Here is a 23855-nt window from a genome sequence, read left to right as displayed (position 1 = left end):
TCAGGCCCATAGCCGCGACGCGCGTCCCACGGCTTTGCTGGAGGAATGGAATTCGGGGCGGGTCCGCGCGGGCCGGGAGTGCTGGTGATCGAGCCGATGGGGAACGCGGGGCGTTTCCTCGTCGAGGCGGCCGAGCGGCTGGGAGTGCGCCTGTACGCGGCCACCCACAAGGAGGTCCACGCGGACTACCCGGACCGGCTGCGGGCCACCCTCGCGGGGGTGTGCGCGACGGACCTCACCGACACGCCGAGGGCCTTGGCGGACATGGAAGCCTTCTGCCGGCAGCACGCCGTCGCCGGTGTCGCCCCCTGCTTCGAGCTGTTCACACCGCTCGCCGCACTGCTCGCCGAACGGATCGGCCTGCCCGGCAACGATCCCCGGCTCGCGCGCGCCGCCAGGAACAAGATCCTGATGGGTGAGGCGTTCGCGGCCGCCGGGATCCCGGCCCCCCGCTGGGCGGTCGCGCACGACGCCGCCGGGGCGTACCGATCGGCGCAGGCGCACGAGCTGGGATGGCCGCTGGTGGTGAAGCCCGCGGAGCAGGGCGGCTCGTGGGGCGTGTCCGTGGTCGACGGCCCGGACCGGCTCGCCGACGCGGTCGCCGCGGCCCAGCAGTTCACGCACGCCCACCCGCACGGCCTGGAACTCGATACGCGGGCCCTGTTGCAGGAGTACATCCCGGGGGCGGAGTACTCCTGCGACACGGTGGTCGCTGGCGGAGTGGCCTACCCCCTGCCCGTCGTCGCGAAGGACACCACCGAGGGCCGGTACCGCATCGAGACCGGACACACCTGCCCCGCCGGCCTGCCCGCGCCGCTGGTCAGGGCGGTACAGCACACCGCGGCGCGGGCGGCGCTCGCCGTCGGCGTCCGCAACGGGATCGCGCACACGGAGGTGAAGATCCCGCCGGGCACGGAAACGCCGTACGTGATCGAGACCGGCGCCCGGCCGCCCGGGGACAACCTGTGCGAGGTCATCGAGGCCGCGACGGGCGTGAGCGAGGCCGTGGCCCATCTCCAGGCCGTGCTCGGGCTGGTGCCCGACACCGTTCCCTCCCGCACGGACGCGGCGTCGATCCGGTTCCTGCTGCCGGAGCACGGCGGCGTGCTGCGGCAGGTGGTCATCCCGGACCTGCCCGGTACGCACAGCGAGGTGCATCTTCGGCCGGGGGACGTGGTGCCGGAGCCGGCGGATTCGACCTGCCGGATCGGGCACGTGGTGGCCCGTGCGGAAACCGCGGATCAGGCGCGCGGGCTGGCCGACCGGGTGGCCGCCCGGTCCCGAGTGGAAGTGGGCTGACGCAGGTGCGGAAGATCGCGTTCTTACGGTCGGTACGCATCCAGCGCGCCGACCCCTACATCCAGCAGGCCGTACGCGGGCTGGCGGCCGACGGGATCGAGGCCGGGCTGTTCCACACCAGCGGCTCCGCCGGTGACGAAGACTTCCCCGGCCACCGGCAACGACTCGATCGGGGCGTGACGCCGCGGGAGCTCGCGGACGCGGTCGCCGCCTGGGGTGCGGACGCGGCGGTGTCGATCTCGCTGCCGTGCGAGAACGCGCTGCGCGACGCCGCGGCCAAGGCCCACCTGGACGCCGCCGGCATCCCGACGGTCATGACCCCGCTCGCGGCGACGATGCTGCTGGTGGACAAGTGGGAGACCAAGCAGCTCTGCAGGCAGGCCGGGCTGCTCGTGCCCGACGGATTCCGTGTCGACTCCGATCTGCTGGCGGGGCGGGGGCTCCGGGTACCCGGCTACCGGGATGCGCTGCGCGTGCAGGCCGAACGGATCGGCTATCCGCTGATGTGGAAGCCGGTATGGGAGTCGACCAGCATGGGCATCCGTACCCTGCGCTCACCCGCCGACCTCGACGACCACCTCGCACCGGGGCCCGGCCCGGGGCCCGGCCCGGGGCCCGGCTCGGAGCCGGCGTCGGAGCCGGTGTCGGCGGTGGTGGAACAGGTCGTGGAGGGCGACCTGTGCAGCGTGGACATCGTGGGGCGCCCCGGCGCCTACCAGGTCCTTCCGCTCTGCTGGACCGGACGCGCCGGGGCGGAGCCGGTGTTCACCTTCGCCGACCTGCGCTGGTGCGGCCCCCGCCCGGAAGCGGACGCCGCGTTCGCCGAAGTCGCACGCACCCTGGTGGGGCTCTGCGAAAGCCTGGGAGTGCACGGGTCGGTGAACATCGACATGGTCCACACCGGCGGCCGGTTCGTGATCCTGGAGGTCAACCCGCGCATCGGCGGCGCCACCACCCTCTCGTGCGCCGCCTCCGGCACCAACACGTTCGCCTCCCTCGCCCGTATGGCCCGCGGCCTCCCCGTCGCCGCAGGCCCGGCTCAACGGGTCGGCCGGGCGGTCGAATTCCTCGCCGGGGACGGCATCCCGCCGGCGGTGCTGGCCGAACTGCGCCACCGCGTCCGGGTGGTCACCGCCCACGAGCTGGTCATCGACGGAGCCTCCCACGGAGACATCGTCGTCATCGCCCTCGCCGAAGGCGAGGAGGACCGGACCGTGAAGGCCCTGACGGAGCTGCACGAGGCCACCGGCTTCCCCGCGGCCGATGTCATGGGCAAGATCAGTTCGCTGCTGACCCGGTGAGCGCGGCCACCGACACCCGCCGCTCGCGCACCGCGGCGGACCGCCTCGGCCTGCCCGTGCTGCGCGGGCACGGACTCTTCATCACCGGCAACCTGATCGACTCCCTCGGCAACGGCATGCTCCTGCCGCTGGGACTGCTGTACTTCACCGATGTCCAGGGCCTGCCGCCGGCGCAGGTGGGCGCGGCGATGACGGTGGGACAGGCCATCGCCCTGCCCGTCACGTTCCTCGCCGGACGACTCATGGACCGCGTCGGGCCGAAACGCGTCGTGGTGTGGGCGAACCTCCTCTCCGCCGCCGGGTTCGCCCTGTTCCTGCTCGCGCGCGAGCCGTGGCACATCGCCGGCGTGTACGTGCTCGTACAGGCGGGCATCAACATGTACTTCACCGCACAGCGCACCCTGATCACGCACGTCACCCGGGCCGAAGAACGCCGCTCCTGGTTCGCGTTCACCGGTTCGCTGCGCAACATCGGGCTCGCCGCCGGGTCCGCCGCCGCGGCGGGAGCCCTGACCGTGTTCGGGAACGGCTCGCTGCGCTGGATGATCGCGGTCGACGCCGCCACCTACCTCCTCGCCGCCGCCTGCTTCGCCGCCCTCGCCACCACCCCACCGGAGCCGGACGGCGCACCGCCGAGCGCCCTCGTGACCCGGTCCGACCACACCCGCCGCTACCTCCTGCTCGTCGCCGTCAACCTCCCCTACGTCCTCGCGCAGGCCGTCCTCGCCGTCCTCGTCGCCCTCTACACCACCCGCGCACTGGGGCTCCCCGCCTCGGCGGCGAGCCTGCTGTTCGTCATCAACACCGTGATCGTCTCCGCGTGTTCGACAGCCGTCACCGCGCACGTGGCGCCCAAGGTGCCCCGCCGCGCCGTGGCCGCCGGATACCTGATCATGGCCTTCGGGATGTGGGCGTTCGCGCTGCCCTCCCTGCCAGGACCGGCCTCGCCGTCCGGCGGCGCTTCCGCCGCCTGGTCGGCCCTCGTCGTGGCGATCGTCCTGTTCAGCGTGGCGGAGATCCTCCTCGGCCCGGCACTGAGCGAACTGTCGGTGAGCCTCACCCCCCAGGCGGCCGGGGGCTTCACACAGGGCCTGTACCAGTTCTCGTGGGCCATCGGCATGGTCGCGGCTCCCGCCCTGTTCACCCTGCTGCTGGAGGCCGGCCCCCTCCTCCCGTGGGGTGTCGAAGCCGCCGCCTGCCTGATCGCCGTACTCGCCGCGCCCGCCCTCAAAGCCCCCAACCGCCACCGCCGAAGGAATCCCCGTTGATCACGAGCATCGTCGAGTCCATCCAGGCGGTCCCCGCCGCCGAGTGGGAGCACCTCGCCCGGCCGGCCGGCCTCTACCTCTCCCACCGGTGGCTCGCCGGCGAAGAGGAGGACCCCACGGCCACCAGCACGTACGCGCTCGTACGGGACCTCGCCGGCACCCTGCTCGCCGCCGCCCCGCTGCATCTGGTGCGGGACGAACCGAACGACAGCTACCGGCCCGAAAACGTACTGCCCCCGCATCTGCGGCCCCGCGTGATCGCCGGGGCGCGGCGCGGCTACCACAACACCCCGCTCACCGCACCCGGCCTCGACCCCGGCCGGCAGGACCTGTGCCTCACCCTCCTCCGGGACGCCGCACGCGGCTTCGCCGACCGCCACGGCACGACGCACTGGTGGCCCTACCTCACCGCCCCGGCCGCCGCCCGGCTCGCCCCCCTCTACCCGGACCCCGCCCTCCACCTGGAGGACGACGCCCTCATCCCGCTCCCCGGCACGGGCATCGACGACTACATCTCCTCCCTGCCCTCGCAGCGCCGTGTCGGCGTGCGCCGCGAACGCCGCGCCTTCGCCGCGCACGCCCTCGACGTACGCCGCCAGGTCCTCGCGGACTGCTTCGAGGACGCCGGAGTCCTCCTCGCCGGACACCAGCAGGACCACGGGCACGATAGGGACGGCATCGACGCCATGACCGGCCTGCTGAAACGGCAGGCCACGGCGATGGGCAGCGAGGCGCGCGTGGTGGCCGCCTACGACCGAGACCGCATGATCGGCTTCTGCCTCTACTACCACTACGGCGCCACGACATGGATCCGTGCGGTCGCCCTCGACCGCGAGCACCCGGCGCCCCACCTGTACTTCAACCTCATGTACTACCTGCCCGTCGAGGACGCCTACGCCCACGGCACGACCGCCCTGCACGCGGGCATGACGACCATCGAGGCCAAACGCCGCCGCGGCGCGGAGGTCTCCGGCCTGTACGCCCTGACCGACACCCCCGCGCCCGACCCCACCGCGCCCGGCCCGCCCGGCGGCCCGGGCACGGCCTGACGGTGACTCAGGCGGTCAGGACACCACGGGAGTGGCGTCCGCTTCCGTCAGCCGGACCGTGCACAGGCCGCCGCGCTCGCTCTTCACGTCCGTCACCTTGAGCTGAGTGCCCGGCGCGAGGATGTACTCCTCCTCGCCGGTGAAGGCGGAGAAGCGCCTGATCCCGACCGCCTTGGCGGGTGTGACCTCGAAGAGCGTCCGCTTGCCGCGGCTCCCCAGGAACGACCGGGCCACGTTCAGCTCGGAGGTGCACGAGGACACGCCCCACCAGGTCACCGTCCGGCCCACCGGATACTGCGCCCGCAGGTCCAGCGACACACCGCGCCACAGCGGCTGCGTGTGGGCGGGCAGCCCCGAGACCGCCGAGAACAGCAGCCGCAGGTACGGCAGGTAGGGCGTGACCCTGGTGCGGTCCGGGGAGCGCAGGACCGCGTTGATCTCGCGGTAGAAGGCGGACTCGCAGGTGTAGAGGTAGAGCGCGGCGATCGCGTCGGCCGACAGGCCTGCGGACGTCTCGTCCGCCCGCCGCTTGCCGAAGTCCCGTGACCGGTCGATGTGCCCGGCGAGTCCGGACAGCATTGCGGCGACCGGTGCGACGGCGTCCTGGAAGTCCGTCAGCGGGGTGTCGAACACACCGGTGATCGACGGGAGGACCAGGCCCTCGTCCTTGACGCTGGTGAGCCGCTCCAGGTACAGCTGGTGCAGGTTCATCGTCGACTCGATGAAGGCGCCCATCCGGGCCGCGACGCCCCCGCCCGCACCGTCCGTACCGGCCGCCGCCTCGTTCCACCCCTTGCTGGGGAGCCAGTCGATCCCGTCGGAGCCCAGCGACGCCAGGGCCTCGTTCACCATGGCGAAGTGGTCGCCCTCGCAGAAGATGTCGCCCTGCGCGGCCGGGTTCGCGTGGTCGATGTGCCGGACCTCGACGTCCGGGTACTTCTCCTGGAGCCGCAGGACGACCTTCTTGAGGTTGCGGGCGTGCGCCCCCCACCAGGCGAAGACCACCCCGCGGTCCTCCTCGTCGGCGTCCTGCTTGGCCTTGAGGATCTCCTCGACGATCCGTTCGGCGACGGGCCGCCAGAACGCCGTGTGCCGGTCGGCCCCCATCGCTCCGTCGCCGCTGGCGGTGAGCGATGCGTTCAGCAGCAGGACGCCCTGCGTGAGCATCGCCTGGAACCACTCCGGCGGCTGGACCGTATCCCGCTCCTTCAACAGCGCGCGGACGTCGGCGATCGGAGTCTTCTTCGCTATCCCGTACTTCCACATCGCCGCCGCCTTGATGATGCAGCGGATGCTGACGACCCTTCCGAACTGACTGTCCTTCCAGTCGTTGAAGGTGTTGTCGAACATGGCGATACCGGTCGCGCTCTCCGGGCGCGGGTACGGGTTCTGACCGAAGACGACAACCTTCCACCGGTGCGGTGCGTGGGGCTTGAGGGCCTGGAAGGTCAGCTCGCGGACCGGGACCACCTCGGGGCTGCGCCCCTTCCCGATGAACCGGGCGGCGTCCGGCTGGGCCTCGATCACGGGCTTCAGGAGCGGAAGCCAGGGCTCACCGCCGCCGTCGAAGAGCTCGGTGAGAGCCAGGGGGTCGTGCGCGTCGGTCACGGGGGAGTTCCCTTCGGTGCTCGTGCTCGTGCTCGTGCTCGTGTTCGTGCTCGTGGCCGGGGCAGCGGGCTTCGGGGGCACGATGCGTATCCGCTCCTCGACCGGGCGCTTCTCGATGCCGTTCAGCTGCGTGATGATCGTGGCGCGCAGCTCGTCGTCGTCCTCGAACCAGTGGTCGTGGAAGAGCGTGTAGCCGGTCCACATCAGGTTGGCGCACACCCTGGCCGGCACCCGGCCGGTCTGCGCCCCCATCCCGACCAGCGCCACGGAGCGGATGCTGCCCGGCGCCTTCCGGTTCTGCCGGTGGACGGCCTGGAACGCGGCCGCGCACGCCAGGGCCACATTCAGCGTGGCACTCACGTTCTGCGAGGACTGCACCATGGTCGGCGTCGATATCAGGAACCGGGGAACGGCCGCCCCCGAGGGAACGCAGACCGCGCTGCCCACCGGCATGGCCCCGGCGAACCGATCGCGGATCGCCCGCTGCACGCGCACCTGGATGCCGGAACCGAGATAGCGCTTGATGACGGCGTCGACCCCACCGTCCATCCGGCCCCGGGAGTTCGTCGGGGTGACCCAGGCATCGACGTCCTCGTCGAGGATCGAGCCCCGGCGGATCTCGATGCCGGGGGTGTCCGCGAACGCGGCCCGCCACGCCTGCACCACGTGCTCGTTGACGTCTGTCAGCACCACCCTGAGCGCAGTCGGAGCACTGCTCTCGGTCATCGTCCACTCCTGTCGGAAAACGGCTCGTTCAACACCTCGAACGTAACCGCCACCACTGACAGTTGCGGCCGAGCCTGATGCGGGCGAACCGGGGTGCACGGGCGGCGGCAGGCGTGTCGTGGCCGGTGCCGGCGGGGACTGTGCGCAAGCTGGGAGCTGCCCGGACCGTCCGGGCGGCCGTCCTCGGCCGGGCCGCATGTCCGGTCGGTTCGAGGGCACTCGGCAGGGCGGGGGACGATCGAGCAGGAGGGAACAGAGCGATGCCATCCGCCGCCTCTTCGCCGGAGGACTCCGTGCCGGCCACCACGGGCACGGTCACCACGGCCGTACCGGCCCGTCTCGACCGGCTGCCGTGGTCCCGATGGCACTGGATGATCGTGATCGGCCTCGGCACCGTCTGGATCCTCGACGGGCTCGAGGTCACCATCGTCGGCAATGTCGCCGGCCGTCTCGCCGAGGAGGGCAGCGGCCTCGACATCACCGCCGCCCAGGTCACCGGTGTCGCCGCCGCCCTCTACGTGGCGGGTGCCTGCTCCGGGGCACTGTTCTTCGGCTGGCTGACCGACCGCTACGGCCGCAAGAAGCTCTTCATGGTGACCCTGGTCGTCTATCTGGGTGCGACCGCCATGACCGCGCTGTCTTTCGAGTCCTGGTGGTTCTTCCTCTTCCGCTTCCTCACCGGCTTCGGTATCGGCGGCGAGTACGCGGCCATCAACTCGGCGATCGACGAGCTGATTCCGTCCCTCTACCGGGGCCGGGTCGACCTCATCATCAACGGCAGCTACTGGCTGGGCGCGATCGGCGGGGCCCTGCTGTCCGTGGTGATGCTCGACACCGACATCTTTCCCCAGAACCTCGGCTGGCGGCTCAGCTTCGCTCTCGGGGTCGTCCTCGGCCTGGTGATCCTGCTCGTCCGCCGGCACGTTCCGGAGAGTCCACGCTGGCAGTTCATCCACGGCAGGGCGGAGGACGCCGAGGAGCTGGTGTCGTCCGTGGAGCAGCAGATCGAGGAGGAGAAGGGCGAGCACCTCCCGCCGCCGGCCGGTGAGATCACCATCCACCAGCGCAAGAGCGTCGGCTTCGGCCTGATCGCCAGGACGGTCTTCGGCCGCTACCCGCGCCGCGCGATCCTCGGCCTGTCGCTCTTCATCGGTCAGGCGTTCCTCTACAACGCCATCACCTTCGGATTCGGCACGATCCTCACGACGTTCTTCGACGTGCCGACGGGTGTTACCGGCTACTACTTCGCCGTGATCGCAGCGGGCAACTTCCTCGGCCCCCTGCTGCTCGGGAAGCTGTTCGACACGGTCGGGCGCCGGATCATGATCTCCTCCACGTACCTGCTCTCGGGTGTGCTCCTGTTCGGGACGGCCTGGCTGTTCGACCGGGGTTCGCTCACGGCGACGACGATGACGGCCTGCTGGTGCGTGGTGCTGTTCTTCGCGTCGGCGGGCGCCTCCAGCGCGTACCTGACCGTCTCGGAGGTGTTCCCCATGGAGACCCGGGCCATGGCCATCGCCTTCTTCTACGCCCTCGGTACCGCGGCGGGCGGCATCAGCGGCCCGCTGATCTTCGCCGACCTCACCGAGTCGGGCGTGGTCGGCGACACGGCGCTCGCCTTCCGGATCGGTGCCGCACTGATGTGCGCCGCCGGCCTCGTGGCCGTCTTCCTCGCGGTCAAGGCCGAGCGGCGCTCGCTGGAGGACATCGCCGAGCCCCTGTCGGTGGCGAAGCCGGCCGCGTCCTCCGGCTCCGGCTGATCGCCGTCCCCGCCCCCGACCGTCCCCGCCCCCGACCGTCCCCGTCCCCGACCGGCCGCGGGGGCGGCCGGTCGGGGACAGTCCGGGGGGTGCGCGGTGTGTCTGCGCGGCCGGTGGAGCCGTGGTCCCCTTCAATGGCGCGGCATGACCTTCTCCGCACTGCACCAGCCGTCGGCGCGCGCCGCGGCCCCGTACACCCGCCGGTCGATCCTCACGGGAGTCCTCGGCCTGGCCGCCGGCGCGGCACTGCCGCTCGCCGCGGCGGGGCGGGCGTACTCCGCGGCCACCCCGGACATCATCGGCTGCGCCGCCTGGGGAGCGCGGCCCGCGTCCGAACCCGTCGTCGTCCTGGACAACGGCCCGGAGCGGATCGTCGTCCACCACACGGCGACGGCGAACGTGACGGACTACTCCAAGCAGCGCGCCTTCGCCCTCGCCCGCGCGATCCAGACGTACCACATGGACGCGCAGGGCTGGATCGACACGGGGCAGCACTTCACCGTCAGCCGTGGGGCGTTCGTGCTGGAGGGACGCCACAGCAGCCTGGCGGAGCTGCGCACCGGCGCCCGACAGGTGCGGGCGGCGCACTGCGTCGGCCAGAACACGGTGTCGATCGGCATCGAGAACGAGGGCACCTACACCTCGGAGGTCCCGCCCGCGGCGCAGTACGCGGCGCTGGCCGATCTGTGCGCGCACATCTGCGACCAGTACGGCCTGCCCGCTTCGGAGATCTACGGCCACCGCGACTTCAACGCCACCTCCTGCCCCGGTGACCGCCTCTACGCCCTGCTCCCGACCCTCCGCAAGGATGTCGCCGCCCGCCTCGGCACGCCCGCCCCGGAGCCGGCGGAGGCCGCCGATCCCATCGGGGACCTGGTCCGCCAGGCCACCGGCCGGCCGGCCTCGGCGTACGCGGAGTACCTCCCGGCGCATCTCCTGCCCTGACGATCCGACGCCCGGGCCGCAGGCTGCCTGTCCGTCAAACGAACACGTGCGGTCCTTCGTTTCCGAGGCTGTGCGCCGCCCCGGGCCCCGATAGCCTCGGGCCCGGGTGGTCGCCGACGCAGGCCCACCCTTGGACCGACGGGAGGACCGAGATGAACCCGCTGGCCGACCGTGGTCCGCACACCGTCACGGTCGCCGCGCGCGTCGACTGCAGCGTGGTCACCGTCACCGGTGACCTCGACCTCGACCGTGTCGATACGTTGAACAGCGCACTCCTGGGGGCGTGCTCCGATCCCGGCGCACCGGACCGGGTGGTCATCGATCTCACACGGCTCGCGTTCTGCGACTCCGCGGGTCTCAACGCCCTGCTGCGCGCACGTCTGTTGTGCGAGTCGAACGGGCGCACCCTGATCCTCGCCAACCCGGGCCCGCAGGTCATGCGCCTGCTGTCCATCACGGGTGCCGATCTGCTGTTCAACCTCAGCTTCCCCGAGGCGGGCGAGGGGCCGGCGCACCGGGCATCCTGACCGCGGACGGTTCGTGTCAGCGGGTTCCGCCGGGTCTGTCGGTTCCGCCGGGTCTGCCGGTCCCGAGGGTGACCGAGGGCGCCACGCCGTACGCCTGGCGGTAGGCGGCGGCGAAACGCCCCTGGTGGGCGAAGCCCCACCGTCCGGCGACGGCGGCGACGGTCGTGGCGCCGGAGTGTTCGGCGGCGCGGAGTTCGTCGTGGGCGCGGGCCAGCCGGACGCGGCGGAGGTGGCCGAGCGGTGTGGTGCCGGCGTGGCGGGTGAAGGCGTACTGGACCGCACGCGGTGTGACCGGGACGGACGCGGCGATCTCGGCGAGGGTGATGTCCCGGTGGGCGTTGGCCTCGATGAACGCGACGGCGCGGCGCAGGGTGTCGCTGTGTGCGTCGCGGGTGTCCCGCCGGGCGGTCCTGTCGGTCCGGGCGGTGTGCGGCAGGGTCTTGAGCACGGTGGCCGCCAGGTGCTGGACGGCTGTGGACACCAGCAGTCCGTCGTCGTCGGTGCTCGCGGCGGATTCGTCGAGGACGTGGTCGCGGAGGTAGGCGATGGCGGCGCCGAGCCGCCTGTTCCCGTCCGGACCGACCGGGCGGGCCCCGGTGATCCGCACGTCCTTGCCGCTCGGCACGGAGGCGACGTGGTTCAGCAGGTGGGGGTCGAACATCGTGATCGTGTACCGGGCCGCGCGGACCTGCCCCTCGTAGGGCCGGTCGTGCGGGGCGAGGAGGAAGGTCTCACCCGGGCCGAAGACTTCCTCGCGGCCGTCGGTGGTGTCCACGATGCTGCCGCTGTGCATCGTGACCAGGCACACCTTGCCCAGGCAGTCCGCGTCGTAGCGCATCGTGTAGCCGAACGACAGACGGTCCACGCTGAGACCGCCCATCTCGGTACGGGAGATCTGCGCCCGGGTGTCGCCGGGGCGTCCGGTGATCTGCATGGGGGTGTAGGCCGCGGACAGGAACGCCTCCGTGGCTTCGAGGTCCCCGCTGTCGAAGAAGAGCTGCGCCATCCGAGGCCCCCTCACCGGTCTGCTCGGCGCGGCCCGCCGACGTCATCCGCTGCTCAGTATGCCGTGGCCCGGGCAGGAGGAGTGGGCGGGGCTACAACCGCCAGTACGTACCGGTGCGGGAATCGACGTGCACCACGTGGCGGCCGAGGCGCACCACGTGGTGGTCCGGGCCGGACCAGGAGCCGCAGGTGCCGTCCTCGTCGGTTCCGGGCAGCGGGGTCCAGATCTCCAGGAAGGTGGAACCGTCCGCGTTGGTGCCCCGCTCGACGAGGTTCCCACCCTCCCACCGGAAGGTGCCGGCGTCCTCGCCGGGCTCGCCCGTGAGGTGGTGGAAGTGCACCTGGGAGCCGTCGAAGGAGGTCGTGCCGGCGAAGCCCCGGCTGTCGGCGTAGTACGACCCGGCCTGCAGCCACACCACTTCGCGGTCCTCGACGAGGGGTCCGCCGTTGCGGCTGATGCCGCGCCGCAGCCAGGCGCCGCGCTCCGGCACCGGGACGCCGGGGCCGGCCCGGCCGGGCTCAGGCGAGGTCATCGGCGGCGGGCCCGTCCACGGCGAGGAGGGTCAGCGGTACGTTGCCGCGCACGGCCTGCGAGTACGGGCAGACCGCGTCCGCGCGGTGCAGCAGGGGTTGCAGGTCCGCCGCCCGCCACCCGGGCAGGCCGACGGTGAGCGTCACCGCGAGGCCGTAGCCCGCGGGCGTGTCCGTGGTGCCGAGCTGCACCTCGCAGGCCACGCGTGCGGCGGAGGCGTCCGCCCCGAACTCGGCGGCGACCTCCGCGAGGGCGGAGGTGAAGCAGGCGGCGAAACCGGCCGCGAACAGCTGCTCGGGGTTGGTGGTGCCGGGCACCTTCTTGCGGGGCGGGGCGAGGCGGACGTCCAGGCGTCCGTCGTCCGTGCGGACGGATCCGGTGCGGCCGCCGGCGGCGTGCGCGGTCGTCCGGTACAGGCTGCGGGTGAGTGGCACGGTCATGGCGGTCGGCCCATCTTGCTCGACGAGGGCGCTGCCCGGGTGCGGACAGCGGTCGGCGCTGCTCGTGCAGCACCTCGCGCGTCGTCGTGCATAACCGGGTACGGCGCATCTCGTCCGGGGCCGGGGACCGGCCGCCGGACAATCTAGCAACGCGATCCGTCGTCCGGGGACACCCCCGCGGTGAACTTCCTCACCCGTGACTTCCTCACCCGCAGCCGGGCCGGCCGGGCCGGTCGGGTCGTACGCGCGCCCGTACGTGCGCCCGCGCGCCTCCGCACGCCCCCGCACGAGGGATGACCGCGAGCCGCCGCCGCACGACCATGACCGTCATCACCACGATCCGGAACACCACACGTCACGGGGGAACGATGGGACGACGCTGGCTGGTCACGGGCTGCTCCTCCGGCCTCGGGCACGCGCTGGCCACGGCCGCGGCCCGGGCCGGGGACGAACTGGCGGTCACCGCCCGCAAGACCGCCGACCTGGAGGACCTCGCCGCCGCCTGGCCCGGCCGCATCGTGCCGATCCCGCTCGAACTGCGCGACGCCGCCTCCTGCGAGGAGGCCGTCCGCAGCGCCGCCGAGCGTCTCGGCGGCATCGACGTGCTCGTCAACAACGCGGGGATCGGGCTGTTCGGTGCGGTCGAGGAGGTCTCGGACGCCGAGCTGCGCGACCAGTTGGAGACCCTGGTCGTGGGCCCGTGGCGGCTCACCCGGCTCGTCCTGCCGCTGATGCGGGCCCAGGGGCACGGCCACATCGTCAACATCTCCTCCGTGGTCGGCCGGATCGCATTCCCGGGTCTGGCCGCCTACACCGCCGGCAAGCACGCCCTGGAGGGCATGAGCCAGGCGCTGGCCGTCGAGGCCGCCCCGCACGGCATCCGCGTCACGGTGGTGGAGCCGGGCATGTTCGCCACGCGCTACGGCACGTCCATGGCCCAGACGCAGCGCCGGATTCCGGCCTACGACGTGACCAACCGCGAGATGCTGGAGGGCGCCCGCGGGCTGGCGGAGAACCCCGAGACCGGGCGCCCCGAGGACTTCGCCGCGCGGGTCCTCGACATCGTGGCGGCCGAGGGCCCCACACCGCTGCGGATCCCGGTCGGCGAGGACGCGTACGGCTACCTGGACCTCGCCGAGCAGGCCTCCCGCGAGGAGCTGGCCGCGGCCAGGGTCCTCACGCAGGGCCCGCCCCCGCCGCCGGCCTGACGGCCGGGCGCGCAGCCGCGGTCCGCCCGGGGCGGCCGCGGCCGGCGCGGCCCGCGGTCACCGCGCGTGGTGCTGGATGCCCCGCTGGCCGGGAATCCCGGTCGACCGGGCAGCGCCCGAGCGGCGGTGGTCGGCTCGCTGCCGGCGGCCCGGGAAGGGGTTGCGCCGTACGCTGGCGCTGGGAGCCGCGATCAGCAGTCCGACGAGGACGAGGACCGCGACGAGGATGAGCACGGTAACGAGGGTCATGTTCCTGCCTTCCGTCCGGTATTGACTGCCTGTCACTACGTCTTGTTACCGAATTTCCGGCAGTTAAACACGGAGGGTGACCGCAGGTGTCGCCGGCGGCCGTCCGTGCCGCGCGAAGTGTTCGGCGCGGGCGCTCGGCGTCGCAGCTCATGGCAGGTTCAACTCGGCCTGTATCAAGTGGACTTACCCCCAGGCGGCCGCCGCGCGGGCAATATTGCGCGGAGTCCGCCCGGCGCCACCGAGTAGCATCCCGGGATGCTGAAGACGATCAAGTCGCTGACCCCGGAAGCCGGGCGGACCGACACCGCGGGCCTGCGCGGGTACGACGCCGACGCCCTCGCGACGTGCGTGGCCGACTCGGCGCAGCCGTGGTGGCGCCGCCGGGCCTGCGCGGAGGCGTTGGCCGGACGGGTGCCGGAGCGGCGCGTGGCCGAGCTGATCGCGCGTGTCCAGGACACCGGTGATGTGGGCGAAGTGCGCATCGCGCTGCTGAAACTGCTCGCGGACCGCCCCGAGCTGCTGCCCTGGCTGCGGCACGAGGACCGCCGGCAGGACAACGCGTACGGCATGGCCGAGGCGGTCCTGGGGGCCCGCGGCACGCTCGGCGACCTCACGGCGGCCGGGGACCTGGCGACGCTCGCCTTCGGCCCGTGGCGTCACCGGCGGGAGATCGGCGAGGCCGGACTCGACCGGCTGACCGCACGGTACGGGGCCGAAGCGGTGCTGGCCGAACTCGACGGGGCCCGGCCCGAACACCGCTCCACCGCCGTCCGCATGCGCCACCACTCCGGCGAGGACATCACCGATGCGCTCGCGGACCCCGACCCGGGAGTGGCGTACCGGGCCCAGGAGTTCCTGACCGACCCCGAGCGGCTGCGCGGCTACCTCGCCGGGGCGCCGACCGAAGAGGCCGCCACGTGGGCCGTGTACGCGCTGCACCGCCTGACCGATGACGTCGCCGAGACCCGGCGGCTGTACGAGCAGTGGGGACGGCCCCGCGTCGAGGTGACCGGCCTGGACGAGGAGGTGCGCGCGGCGATCGTCCACGAGTACGGGCGCGGGTGCGAGGAGCGCAGCGACCCGCGGTGGCGGATCGAGGCCCTGTGCGCGGAGCCGCCGCCGGCCTGCGACCCCGCCGAGCGGCTGCTGCGGGCCACCGCTGCGCTCACCGCGGCGGGCCTGGCGACGAAGCCGCCGGTCTCCTGCGGAGAGGCCCACCACCAGGGGGACGGCACGTACGACGTGATCGGCTACGGCGCGGTCGGCCGCGAGGTGCACATCAGCACGCTCGGCCCGTTCGCCGCCGACTGGAACGAGGATCCGGGCGTGCGCCGCGCCCTCGAATCGGCCGGCTTCCGCTGGATCGACGACGCCGTCGGCTCGATCCGGGTCACCGGCCTCGGGGTCTACTACTTCGGCAGCCGCGACCCGTTGGACGTCCGCACCCTGCTGTTCTACTGGCAGGACTAGGCCGTCGCCGGGTACGCGCCCTGCCGCAACGGTCGCGTTCCGCTCTATGATCGCTACTCCGCGTACGAGGGGGGCCGGTATGGGGGCAGGCGGGGCGGTATCGCAGCGGGCGCAGGACGCACGACGGCAGGAGCGGTTACTCCGGGAGCAGTGGCAGGCCGCCCGCCGGCAGGCCCTGCGGTGGGACACGGTCGGCGAGGGCGAGCGGCGGGTCCTCGCCCAGCTGTTGGTACTGACCGCGCGCGGGTGGCGGCTGCTCGTCGACCGGCAGTGGTCCGGGACCCGGACCGCCGACGCGGACATGCTCCTGGTGGGACCCGGCGGCGTCTTCGTCATCCACGTCACGGCCGGAGGCGGGCCGGGGGAAGGGCGGGCGACCGGGCTGCTCGCCGCCACGAAGGCGGCCGAGCGCGCGGTGGCGTCCCTCGGAATGTCGCCGGTGGCGGTCCAGCCGCTGATGGTGTTCGCAGGGCAGCGCCGCGACGCGAACCTCGGCCGGATACGGCTGCTGGGCGAACACGAGATCGGCCCCGTGCTGCTGTCGCAACGGCACAGGCTGCGGGTGGAGTCGGTCCGGGCGATCGCCGATCATCTGGAGCGGGTGCTCCCGGACCACGCGGGGGCCGCGGTCGACCTGCAGACGGTGGCGGCGGCGGCGTCGGCGACAGCGACAGCGACGGAGTGCGAGGGCCACCGACCGAGCCCCTCCGACGGGTTGTTCGACCTGGAAGGGCTGCGCGAGGCGGCTCTGAAGGGGGCCATGCAGGCGCCGATCGAGCAGTGGATGACCTTCCTCCACCCCGATCAAGTGGCACTGGTGCGCCGCAATTGGTCCGGCCCGGCACGCATCAGCGGCCCGGCGGGCACCGGCAAGACGGTCGTCGCCCTGCACCGCGCGGCCCACCTCGCCCGGCGGACGACCGGCCGCATCCTGTACGTCACCTTCGCCAACAACCTGCCCCGGGTGCAGAGCACCTTCCTCAGGACCATGGCCCCGGCCGTCGCCGACCGGGTGGACTTCCGCAGCCTCCACTCCTGGGCACAGGAATTCCTTCAGGAGCGCGGCATACCGGTACGGCTGCACGGGGACAAGGCCGAGACCGCCTTCAGCCTCGCGTGGAAGAACGTCGGCCGCGCGAGCCGACTGGCCGAGCTCGACCCCGCCCCCACCTACTGGCACGAAGAGATCGACTACGTCATCAAGGGGCGCGGCCTCACCCGCTTCGAGGAATACGCGACCCTCCCCAGGCGGCGCCGGAAAGCGAGCCTCCACCGTGCGCACCGGCAGTCGGTGTGGGCGCTGTACGAGGCGTACGAAGCACTGCGCGCCGAGCGCGGCGTCCACGACTTCAACGACGTCCTCTCCCTCGCCCTGGCCGAGGCGTCACGCCGGCGCGAGCAGCCTCCGTACGCGGCCGTCATCGTGGACGAGGTGCAGGACCTCACACTCGTCGGCGTGCGCCTCCTGCACGCGCTCGTCGGTGATGCGCCCAACGGTCTGCTGCTCGTCGGCGACGGCCAGCAGACCGTGTACCCGGGCGGCTTCCGCCTGACCGACGCGGGCATCGACATCCGCGGCGACCGCGGTCAGGTGCTGCGCACCAACTACCGCAACAGCAAGCAGATCCTGGACGCCGCCCTCACCGTCGTGGCCGACGACGCCTTCGAGGACCTCGACGGCGAGCGCACCCCGGGCCGCCGCGACGTCGACCTCACCTACCACGACGGGGACGTCGTGCGCGTCACCGGGCCCACGGTGGAGGCACACGACCGGCAGCTCCTGGACGCCCTGCGCGCCCTGCCCGAGGGCGCGCTCGCCGACACCGCGCTGCTGTGTCCCTCCATGCGGGCCATCGGTCACTACCAGCGGTTGCTCACCCAGGCGGGGCTCGCGGTGTGCCAGTTGGAGCACTACGACGGCCGTGCGGTCGACGCGGTGAAGCTCGGTACGTATCGCCGGGCCAAGGGGCTGGAGTTCAAGAACGTCTTCCTGCCCCAGCACGACACGGTGTTCGCCAACGGGACCCCGGCCGAGACGCCGGGTGGCACGAGGGGCGGTACGAGGGGTGGTACGGAGACGCCGCAGACGGCCCGGGAGCGTGAGGAACTGCGCCGCAGCCAGCTCTTCGTGGCGATGACCCGGGCCCGTGACCTGCTCTGGCTCGGCAGCGTCACCACCGGGCGGGGGACCGGGCAGGACGCCCCGTAGGGGGCGCGGCGGCGTGTTGCCAGGGTGTGCTGCGTCCTGGTTGGCCGGCCGCGGCCCGCGCAGACTCGGTCGGGCGGAGTCATCCGCTTCGAACGAGGAGCAGAGCAGGGTATGAGGAACGAAGCCAAGGTCGTGGCCATTACCGGAGCCAGCAGCGGGATCGGGGAGGAGACGGCTCGCCGGCTCGCTGCCGACGGTCACCGGTTGCTGCTGGGCGCGCGGCGCACCGATCGGCTCGAGGCGCTCGGCCGGGAGATCAACGCGGCAGGCGGTACCGCGGCCTTCCAGCGGCTGGACGTCACCGACGCCGCCGATGTACGGGCCTTCGTGGCCGCCGCCCGGGAGCACTACGGCCGCCTGGACGTGATGGTCAACAACGCCGGGGTGATGCCGCTCTCGCCGCTGGGCGCGCTGAAGGTCGACGAGTGGGACCGGATGATCGACGTGAACGTACGGGGCGTGCTGCACGGGATCGCCGCCGCCCTGCCCGTGATGCGTGCCCAGGGCGCCGGACACATCGTGAACGTGGCCTCGGTCGGCGCGTACGAGGTGTCGCCCACCGCGGCCGTCTACTGCGCCACCAAGTTCGCCGTCCGAGCCATCACCGAAGGACTGCGCCAGGAGTCGGACGGCTCCCTCCGGGTCACTCTGGTCTCGCCGGGTGTGACCGAGTCCGAACTGGCCGAAGGGATCTCCGATCCTGCGGCGCGAGAGGCCATGAAGGCGTACCGCGCCGTGGCACTGCCGGCGTCCGCCATCGCCGGGGCCGTTGCGTATGCCGTCGCCCAGCCCGCCGGGGTCGACGTCAACGAGATCGTCGTACGTCCTGCCGCGAGCGCGCAGTGACCGGCGCGACCGACGAGGACCTGCTGCGCCGCCTGCGGGTCCTGGAGGACAAGGAAGCACTGCGGCAGCTGATGATCCGCGGTTGGCGGGCACTGGACCGCAAGGACTGGCGGACCTGGATCGAGTGCTGGGCCGAGGACGCGGTGCTGGACTTCGGGCCGTGGGGAGAGATCCAGGGGAGGGACGCGGTCCGGGCGAAGGTGGAGGCGGCGGAGGCGCACTTCCCGAGCATGCAGCACCACATCCTGAACATGGACTTCCAGGTGGAGGGCGACCGGGCCACGGGCATCGGCTACATGTGGTTCGTCGCCGTGACCGGGAACGGGCAGACCTCTTCGCCCTACTCCATGGGCGGCCCGTACGACTGGGACTTCCGCCGGGGCCCCGAGGGCGGCTGGCGCCTGACCCGCCAGAGGCTGGGCGTCTGGTGGACCGACGGCGAGGACACGCCGCCGAGCCTCGGCCAGAGCCCGGCCTAGGGCAGCCCCGCCCCGCCCGCCCTGGCCCCACCGGAGGGAAGTCCGCCGGTGGGGCTCGGGGTGTCACGGCGTCAGGGTGTTGCCGATCGGGCGTTGCGGGCATCGCCGAAGTCCCACAGACAGACCACGGAACGGTCCCCGCCCGTGGACCGGACCGGGACGTTGACCCCGGACCGCGCGCCGAGGCGGCCCGGACCACCACCGGCCCGAGGCCGGCGCTCCCGTGAGCGCAGGGTCTGTGGTGAGTCCACCGTCACCGTGGTCGCCGGCGGCGGGGGCTGCGGTCCGCGGCGCTCCGCCGAGAGGGCGCAGCGGCGGGCTCGCGGCGCGCACGCATGACGGCCCGTCCCCGGGACAGACGCGTCCCGTGCTCAAGACAACACTGGTCGTCCTGTCCGCGTTCCTCGCAGCCGGCGCCGTCCTCGCCGCCCTGCTGCTGTCGCCCTGGTGGTGGGCCGCCGCCGGCCCGCTCCTGCTGCTCGCACTGACGGCCGTCCACGACCTCGCCCAGCGCCGCCACTCCCTCCTGCGGAACTACCCGCTCGCCGGGCACCTGCGCTACGCGCTCGAAGCGCTCCGGCCGGAGCTCCAGCAGTACTTCGTCGAGCGGAACACCGACGGCCGCCCCTTCGACCGCGACACCCGCAGCATCGTCTACGAACGGGCCAAGGGCACCGACTCCGCGGAGCCGTTCGGCACCGAACAGGACCTCTACCTGCCCGGGAGCGAGTACCTCACGCCCTCCATGTCCCCCCGCCCGGCGCCCAGCGACCCGCCCCGCGTCCGCATCGGCGGGCCGCACTGCTCGCAGCCGTACGACATGGCCCTGCTCAACGTCTCGGCGATGAGCTTCGGCTCCCTCTCCGGCAACGCCGTCCTCGCCCTCAACACCGGTGCCCGGCTCGGCGGTTTCGCCCACGACACGGGGGAGGGCGGCCTGTCCGAGTACCACCTGGGCCCCGGCGGGGACCTCGTCTGGGAGATAGGCACCGGATACTTCGGGTGCCGCACCGAGGACGGGGGCTTCGACGAGCGGCAGTTCGCCGAGAAGGCCGCTCTCCCGCAGGTCAAGTGCGTGTCCCTGAAGATCAGCCAGGGCGCCAAGCCCGGCATCGGCGGCGTGCTGCCGGGGGCCAAGGTCAACGCCGAGATCGCACAGGTGCGCGGGGTGCCACAGGGCGAGACGGTCGTGTCCCCGTCCCACCACCGCGTGTACTCCACACCGCGCGAGCTCGTCCGCTTCCTCGCCCGGCTGCGGGAGCTCTCGGCGGGCAAGCCCGTCGGGTTCAAGCTGTGCGTCGGTTCCCGACGCGAGTTCCTCGCCGTGTGCAAGGCCATGCTGGAGGAGGGCACCGCCCCCGACTTCATCGTGGTCGACGGTGCGGAGGGCGGTACCGGTGCGGCGCCGCTGGAGTTCGCCGACCTCGTCGGCCTCCCCCTGGGCGAGGGGCTCATGACCGTGCACAACGCGCTCGTCGGCACCGGGCTGCGCGAGCGCGTCACCATCGGGGCCTCCGGCAAGGTCGCCACCGGCGGAGACCTCGTACGGCGGCTCGTCCAGGGAGCGGACTTCACCAACTCGGCCCGCGCGATGATGTTCGCGCTCGGCTGCATCCAGGCCCAGCGCTGCCACACCAACACCTGCCCCGTCGGCGTCGCCACCCAGGACGCGCGCCGCGCCCGCGCCCTCGACGTCGGGGACAAGTCCCAGCGCGTCCGCCGCTACCAGGAGGCCACGGTCGCGAGCGCCCAGCAGATCATGGCGGCCATGGGCGTGGCGCACCCGGGCGAGCTGCGCCCCCACATGCTGCTCCAACGGGTGGACCCGCACACCGTCCGCTCCTACGCGCAGCTCCACGAATGGCTCGCTCCCGGAGAACTGCTCGCATCACCCCCCGAAGGCTGGGCAGGCGACTGGCAGGCGGCCGATCCCGACCGCTTCACCCGCTGAGACCGGACCGAGGGGTACTCCTGTGGCTCGCACCGTCGCCCATGTGATCGTCAACGCACTCGAGGAGCTGGGCGTCCAGCACGTCTTCGGTGTCGTCGGGGACGCCCTGAACCCGCTGACCGACGCCATCCGCACCTCGGCCACCCTGACCTGGGTGGGCTGCCGGCACGAGGAGGCCGCGGCCTTCGCGGCCGGCGCCCAGGCGCAGCTCTCCGGCACCCTCGGGGTGTGCATGGGCACGGTGGGCCCCGGTTCCGTGCACCTGCTCAACGGCCTCTACGACGCGGCCAAGACCCGTGCGCCGGTCCTCGCCGTCTGCGGCCAGGTCCCGCTCGCCGAGATCGGCAGCGACTACTTCCAGGAGGTCGACAACGACCTCCTCTTCCGCGACGTCGCCGTCCACCGGGCCACCGTCACCTCCCCGGACCAGATGCCGCGCATGATGGAGACCGCCGTACGGGCCGCCGTCACGCAGGGCGGGGTGGCCGTCCTGACCGTTCCCGGCGACCTCGGCGACCAGGAGCTGAGCGAGGACCGGCCCGCGCGCTTCGCGCTGGACCGTCCCGTAACCCGCCCCGACGACCCGGCCCTCGCCGATGCCGCCGCCCTGCTGAACACCGCCTCCCGGGTGACCCTGCTGGTCGGCGCCGGGGCCCGCGACGCCCGCACCGAGGTCATGCGGACCGCCGAACTGCTCGCCGCGCCCATGGTGCTCACGCTGAAGGCCAAGGAGGGCTTCGAGGACGACAACGCCTTCCAGGTCGGCCAGACCGGCCTCATCGGCAACCCCGCCGCGGCCCACGCACTGGACAGCGGGGACGTGCTCCTCATGCTCGGCACGGACTTCCCCTACCGGGAGTGGTACCCGAAGGACGTCAAGGTCGTCCAGATCGACAGCCGCGAGGACCACCTGGGCCGCCGGACCCCCGTGGACGTCGGCCTGGCCGGCGACGTCGGCGCCACCCTGCGCGCCCTGCTGCCGCTGCTGGAGCAGGTCCCCGACCGCGCGCACCTGGACGACGCCCGGGAACGGTTCATCCAGTGGCAGGAGGGCCAGCAGCGGCTGGCCGACCCCGCGCACGACCGGAGCGGTACGGGCCGGGTCCGGGCCGCCCTCGACAACCGCGACCACATGATCCGGCCCGAGGCGCTGGCCGCGGCCGTGGACGCCCACGCCGCCGACGACGCCGTGTTCACCTCCGACACAGGTATGGCCACCGTCTGGCTCTCCCGCCTCGTCACCATGCGCGGCACCCGCCGGCTGATCGGCTCGTACAACCTCGGGTCGATGGCCAACGCGATGCCCCAGGCCATCGGGGCCCAGCTGTGGTCCCCCGAACGCCAGACCGTCGCCTTCTGCGGCGACGGGGGACTGAGCATGCTGCTCGGCGACCTGATGACGATCAAGACGTACGACCTGCCGGTCAAGCTCGTCGTCTTCGACAACCAGCGCCTGGGCATGGTCAAGCTGGAACAGGAGCAGGTGGGCCTGCCCGAGTTCGGCACCGAACTCGACAACCCGGACTTCGCCGCCGTCGCCAGGGCCCTCGGTATCGAGGGCATCCGGGTCACCGACCCGGCGGATCTGGACGACGCCGTACGCCACGCCTTCGCGACACCGGGGCCGGTCCTGCTGGACGTGCTGACGAACCCCGAGGAGGTGGCCGTTCCCGGCAGGCCGACCCTCGCGCAGGGCTGGGGCTTCGCCGTCGCCAAGATCAAGGAGATGCTCTGACCGCGCGCCGCGCCTGTTCCGTGGACGCGGCCCGCGCCCCCTGTCCGTCACCCGTCCGCCACGTCCGGCGATGCACGGGGTGCGCACCCGTGGGACGGTGCGGTGGGAGCCGACGACGATGACGGACATCCCGTACACAGGACCCGGCCGGTGCCCGTAGTCACACCGGCCGGGTCCTGTCACGCGGGTCCGGGTCGGAGCGGTCCGCAAGCGTCCGCCCGACCTCACCCCCGGGAGCCCCGATGGCCAGAGCGATCACCTTCTCCGAGTACGGCGCGCCCGAGGTGCTGCGCCTGTCCGAGGTCACCCCGCCGGAGCCCGGACCGGGCCAGGTCCGGATCCGGGTGCGCGCCGCTTCCGTGAACCCGTTCGACATGAAGGTCCGTTCCGGTCGGATGGCCGATGCCGTCCCGGCCCGGTTTCCCATGATCCTCGGCCTGGACGCGGCCGGGGTGGTCGATGCCGTGGGCGGGACGGCCGGTGCGGCCGTCGGCGACGAGGTGCTCGGCGCCGCCGTCGGCGGCAGCTACAGCGAGTACGCGCTGCTCGACCGGCCGGTGGCCAAGCCCGGTGCCCTGTCGTGGGAGGCGGCGGCCTCGCTGGTCACGGTCGGCCGGACCGCGTTCCGTGTCCTGGCGGAGCTGGGAGTGCAGGCGGGGCAGACCCTGCTCGTCCACGGCGCCGCGGGCGGCGTGGGTACGGTCGCCGCCCAGCTGGCCGTCGCGAGGGGCATCACCGTCGTGGGAACGGCCGGCGAGCACGATCTCGAACGGGTGACCGCGCTGGGAGCCACGGCCGTCCGCTACGGCGACGGCTGGCCGGAGCGGGTGAGGGCCGCCGCCCCCCAGGGGGTGGACTTCGTCCTCGACACCTCCGGCGCCGGAGTGCTGGCCGAATCCGTCGCGCTGACCGGTGACAGCGCGCGCGTCCTGACCATCGCCGACATGTCGGCGGCGCAGCACGGTGTGGTCTTCAGCACCGGAAGCGCCGACCGGACCGGGGAGTCCCTGCCGGAGCTGGTACGGCTGGCCGCGGAGGGCAAGGTCTCGGTACCGGTCTGGCGGACCTATCCCCTGGCGGAAGCCGCGCAGGCCCACGCCGACCTGGAGGCCCGCCGCAACCGGGGCAAGGCCGTCCTGCTGCCCTGAGAGCCGGGCGTGGGGCCGCCTGCCGCCTGCCGCCTGCGCCGCCCCTGCCGCCTGCGCCGCCCCTGCCCGTCCACGGCGCGGGGCCGCGCCGTGGACGCCC

20 protein-coding genes and 1 riboswitch are annotated in these 23855 nt (G+C 72.8%); of the genes, 15 read left to right on the top strand and 5 right to left on the bottom strand.

What is annotated here, in order from left to right; translation table 11 throughout:
* Positions 1-84: 84 nt before the first annotated feature.
* The 4 genes from B6R96_RS04220 to B6R96_RS04205 are packed head-to-tail and all read left to right on the top strand — an operon-like array spanning position 85 to position 4917.
* A complete protein-coding gene (locus tag B6R96_RS04220; RefSeq protein ID WP_159396275.1) occupies positions 85-1299 on the top strand; it encodes an ATP-grasp domain-containing protein in 1215 nt (404 codons plus the stop codon).
* A 5-nt stretch (positions 1300-1304) separates the two neighbouring features.
* Positions 1305-2600: an ATP-grasp domain-containing protein gene (locus B6R96_RS04215; protein ID WP_081521622.1), complete on the top strand. Its 1296-nt coding sequence runs from the start codon at positions 1305-1307 to the stop codon at positions 2598-2600.
* On the top strand, positions 2597-3868 hold the full coding sequence (locus tag B6R96_RS04210) for an MFS transporter (protein ID WP_081521621.1): 1272 nt from the start codon (positions 2597-2599) through the stop codon (positions 3866-3868). Before B6R96_RS04215 ends, B6R96_RS04210 begins: the two co-directional genes overlap by 4 nt.
* Entirely contained in the window at positions 3865-4917 is a 1053-nt protein-coding gene (locus tag B6R96_RS04205) for a peptidogalycan biosysnthesis protein (RefSeq protein ID WP_159396274.1), read from the top strand. Before B6R96_RS04210 ends, B6R96_RS04205 begins: the two co-directional genes overlap by 4 nt.
* A gap of 15 nt (positions 4918-4932) precedes the next feature.
* Here the strand turns inward: B6R96_RS04205 and B6R96_RS04200 are convergent, their stop codons facing one another.
* The gene (locus B6R96_RS04200) at positions 4933-7251 is read right to left on the bottom strand and encodes an ADP-ribosyltransferase domain-containing protein (RefSeq protein WP_237291314.1); all 2319 of its coding nucleotides are present in this window, start codon (positions 7249-7251) and stop codon (positions 4933-4935) included.
* A 260-nt stretch (positions 7252-7511) separates the two neighbouring features.
* Between B6R96_RS04200 and B6R96_RS04190 the strand changes: the two genes are divergently transcribed.
* The 3 genes from B6R96_RS04190 (at position 7512) to B6R96_RS04180 (ending at position 10483) form a co-directional block, all read left to right on the top strand.
* Positions 7512-9011, top strand: coding sequence for an MFS transporter (locus tag B6R96_RS04190; RefSeq protein WP_081521619.1), 1500 nt, complete (start codon positions 7512-7514; stop codon positions 9009-9011).
* 144 nt (positions 9012-9155) lie between these two features.
* Positions 9156-9956 carry a peptidoglycan recognition protein family protein gene (locus tag B6R96_RS04185; protein WP_063785613.1) on the top strand — a complete coding sequence of 267 codons (801 nt, stop codon included), beginning with the start codon at positions 9156-9158 and terminating at the stop codon, positions 9954-9956.
* Between the two features lie 152 nt (positions 9957-10108).
* Complete coding sequence (locus B6R96_RS04180; RefSeq protein WP_081521618.1) at positions 10109-10483, top strand: STAS domain-containing protein; 375 nt, start codon at positions 10109-10111, stop codon at positions 10481-10483.
* 16 nt (positions 10484-10499) lie between these two features.
* Here B6R96_RS04180 and B6R96_RS04175 read toward each other — a convergent pair whose 3' ends face one another.
* The 3 genes from B6R96_RS04175 to B6R96_RS04165 all read right to left on the bottom strand — a co-directional run bounded on the left by B6R96_RS04175 (position 10500) and on the right by B6R96_RS04165 (position 12460).
* On the bottom strand, positions 10500-11489 hold the full coding sequence (locus tag B6R96_RS04175) for a helix-turn-helix transcriptional regulator (protein ID WP_081521617.1): 990 nt from the start codon (positions 11487-11489) through the stop codon (positions 10500-10502).
* Between the two features lie 91 nt (positions 11490-11580).
* The gene (locus B6R96_RS04170; protein ID WP_081521616.1) at positions 11581-12021 is read right to left on the bottom strand and encodes a hypothetical protein; all 441 of its coding nucleotides are present in this window, start codon (positions 12019-12021) and stop codon (positions 11581-11583) included.
* Entirely contained in the window at positions 12008-12460 is a 453-nt protein-coding gene (locus B6R96_RS04165) for an Ohr family peroxiredoxin (RefSeq protein ID WP_030385325.1), read from the bottom strand. The genes B6R96_RS04170 and B6R96_RS04165 overlap by 14 nt, the downstream gene beginning before the upstream one ends.
* Positions 12461-12535: 75 nt before the next feature.
* A riboswitch (guanidine-III (ykkC-III) riboswitch) is annotated at positions 12536-12598 on the bottom strand.
* Positions 12599-12828: 230 nt separating this feature from the next.
* Between B6R96_RS04165 and B6R96_RS04160 the strand changes: the two genes are divergently transcribed.
* On the top strand, positions 12829-13668 hold the full coding sequence (locus B6R96_RS04160) for an SDR family oxidoreductase (RefSeq protein ID WP_081524969.1): 840 nt from the start codon (positions 12829-12831) through the stop codon (positions 13666-13668).
* A gap of 57 nt (positions 13669-13725) precedes the next feature.
* On the opposite strand, the gene B6R96_RS04155 is transcribed toward B6R96_RS04160, so the two are convergent.
* Positions 13726-13917: a hypothetical protein gene (locus tag B6R96_RS04155; protein ID WP_030385327.1), complete on the bottom strand. Its 192-nt coding sequence runs from the start codon at positions 13915-13917 to the stop codon at positions 13726-13728.
* Between the two features lie 255 nt (positions 13918-14172).
* On the opposite strand from B6R96_RS04155, the gene B6R96_RS04150 reads away from it, so the two are divergent.
* The 7 genes from B6R96_RS04150 (at position 14173) to B6R96_RS04120 (ending at position 23755) form a co-directional block, all read left to right on the top strand.
* A complete protein-coding gene (locus tag B6R96_RS04150; RefSeq protein ID WP_081521615.1) occupies positions 14173-15387 on the top strand; it encodes a hypothetical protein in 1215 nt (404 codons plus the stop codon).
* Between the two features lie 79 nt (positions 15388-15466).
* Positions 15467-17596 (top strand): nuclease-related domain-containing DEAD/DEAH box helicase, encoded by a 2130-nt coding sequence (locus B6R96_RS04145; protein ID WP_081521614.1) that lies wholly within the window; start codon positions 15467-15469, stop codon positions 17594-17596.
* Between the two features lie 111 nt (positions 17597-17707).
* The gene (locus B6R96_RS04140) at positions 17708-18442 is read left to right on the top strand and encodes an SDR family oxidoreductase (protein ID WP_053702309.1); all 735 of its coding nucleotides are present in this window, start codon (positions 17708-17710) and stop codon (positions 18440-18442) included.
* Complete coding sequence (locus B6R96_RS04135; RefSeq protein ID WP_030385331.1) at positions 18439-18921, top strand: nuclear transport factor 2 family protein; 483 nt, start codon at positions 18439-18441, stop codon at positions 18919-18921. Before B6R96_RS04140 ends, B6R96_RS04135 begins: the two co-directional genes overlap by 4 nt.
* Positions 18922-19288: 367 nt before the next feature.
* Positions 19289-20872: an FMN-binding glutamate synthase family protein gene (locus B6R96_RS04130; RefSeq protein ID WP_081521613.1), complete on the top strand. Its 1584-nt coding sequence runs from the start codon at positions 19289-19291 to the stop codon at positions 20870-20872.
* Positions 20873-20894: 22 nt separating this feature from the next.
* A complete protein-coding gene (locus B6R96_RS04125) occupies positions 20895-22607 on the top strand; it encodes a thiamine pyrophosphate-dependent enzyme (protein WP_081521612.1) in 1713 nt (570 codons plus the stop codon).
* Between the two features lie 242 nt (positions 22608-22849).
* Positions 22850-23755 (top strand): quinone oxidoreductase family protein, encoded by a 906-nt coding sequence (locus B6R96_RS04120; RefSeq protein ID WP_030385336.1) that lies wholly within the window; start codon positions 22850-22852, stop codon positions 23753-23755.
* Positions 23756-23855 lie beyond the last annotated feature (100 nt).

The organism is Streptomyces sp. Sge12 (genome assembly GCF_002080455.1).
In the GTDB taxonomy this organism is placed as follows: domain Bacteria; phylum Actinomycetota; class Actinomycetes; order Streptomycetales; family Streptomycetaceae; genus Streptomyces.
This window is presented reverse-complemented; position numbering and strand designations above follow the sequence as displayed.

Coding starts and splice junctions, on each gene's coding strand:
- B6R96_RS04170 (WP_081521616.1), bottom strand. CDS start 12,021: ATGACCTCGCCTGAGCCCGGCCGGGCCGGCCCCGGCGTCCCGGTGCCG.
- B6R96_RS04120 (WP_030385336.1), top strand. CDS start 22,850: ATGGCCAGAGCGATCACCTTCTCCGAGTACGGCGCGCCCGAGGTGCTG.
- B6R96_RS04165 (WP_030385325.1), bottom strand. CDS start 12,460: ATGACCGTGCCACTCACCCGCAGCCTGTACCGGACGACCGCGCACGCC.
- B6R96_RS04160 (WP_081524969.1), top strand. CDS start 12,829: ATGGGACGACGCTGGCTGGTCACGGGCTGCTCCTCCGGCCTCGGGCAC.
- B6R96_RS04190 (WP_081521619.1), top strand. CDS start 7,512: ATGCCATCCGCCGCCTCTTCGCCGGAGGACTCCGTGCCGGCCACCACG.
- B6R96_RS04180 (WP_081521618.1), top strand. CDS start 10,109: ATGAACCCGCTGGCCGACCGTGGTCCGCACACCGTCACGGTCGCCGCG.
- B6R96_RS04150 (WP_081521615.1), top strand. CDS start 14,173: ATGCTGAAGACGATCAAGTCGCTGACCCCGGAAGCCGGGCGGACCGAC.
- B6R96_RS04200 (WP_237291314.1), bottom strand. CDS start 7,251: ATGACCGAGAGCAGTGCTCCGACTGCGCTCAGGGTGGTGCTGACAGAC.
- B6R96_RS04185 (WP_063785613.1), top strand. CDS start 9,156: ATGACCTTCTCCGCACTGCACCAGCCGTCGGCGCGCGCCGCGGCCCCG.
- B6R96_RS04175 (WP_081521617.1), bottom strand. CDS start 11,489: ATGGCGCAGCTCTTCTTCGACAGCGGGGACCTCGAAGCCACGGAGGCG.
- B6R96_RS04155 (WP_030385327.1), bottom strand. CDS start 13,917: ATGACCCTCGTTACCGTGCTCATCCTCGTCGCGGTCCTCGTCCTCGTC.
- B6R96_RS04140 (WP_053702309.1), top strand. CDS start 17,708: ATGAGGAACGAAGCCAAGGTCGTGGCCATTACCGGAGCCAGCAGCGGG.
- B6R96_RS04145 (WP_081521614.1), top strand. CDS start 15,467: ATGGGGGCAGGCGGGGCGGTATCGCAGCGGGCGCAGGACGCACGACGG.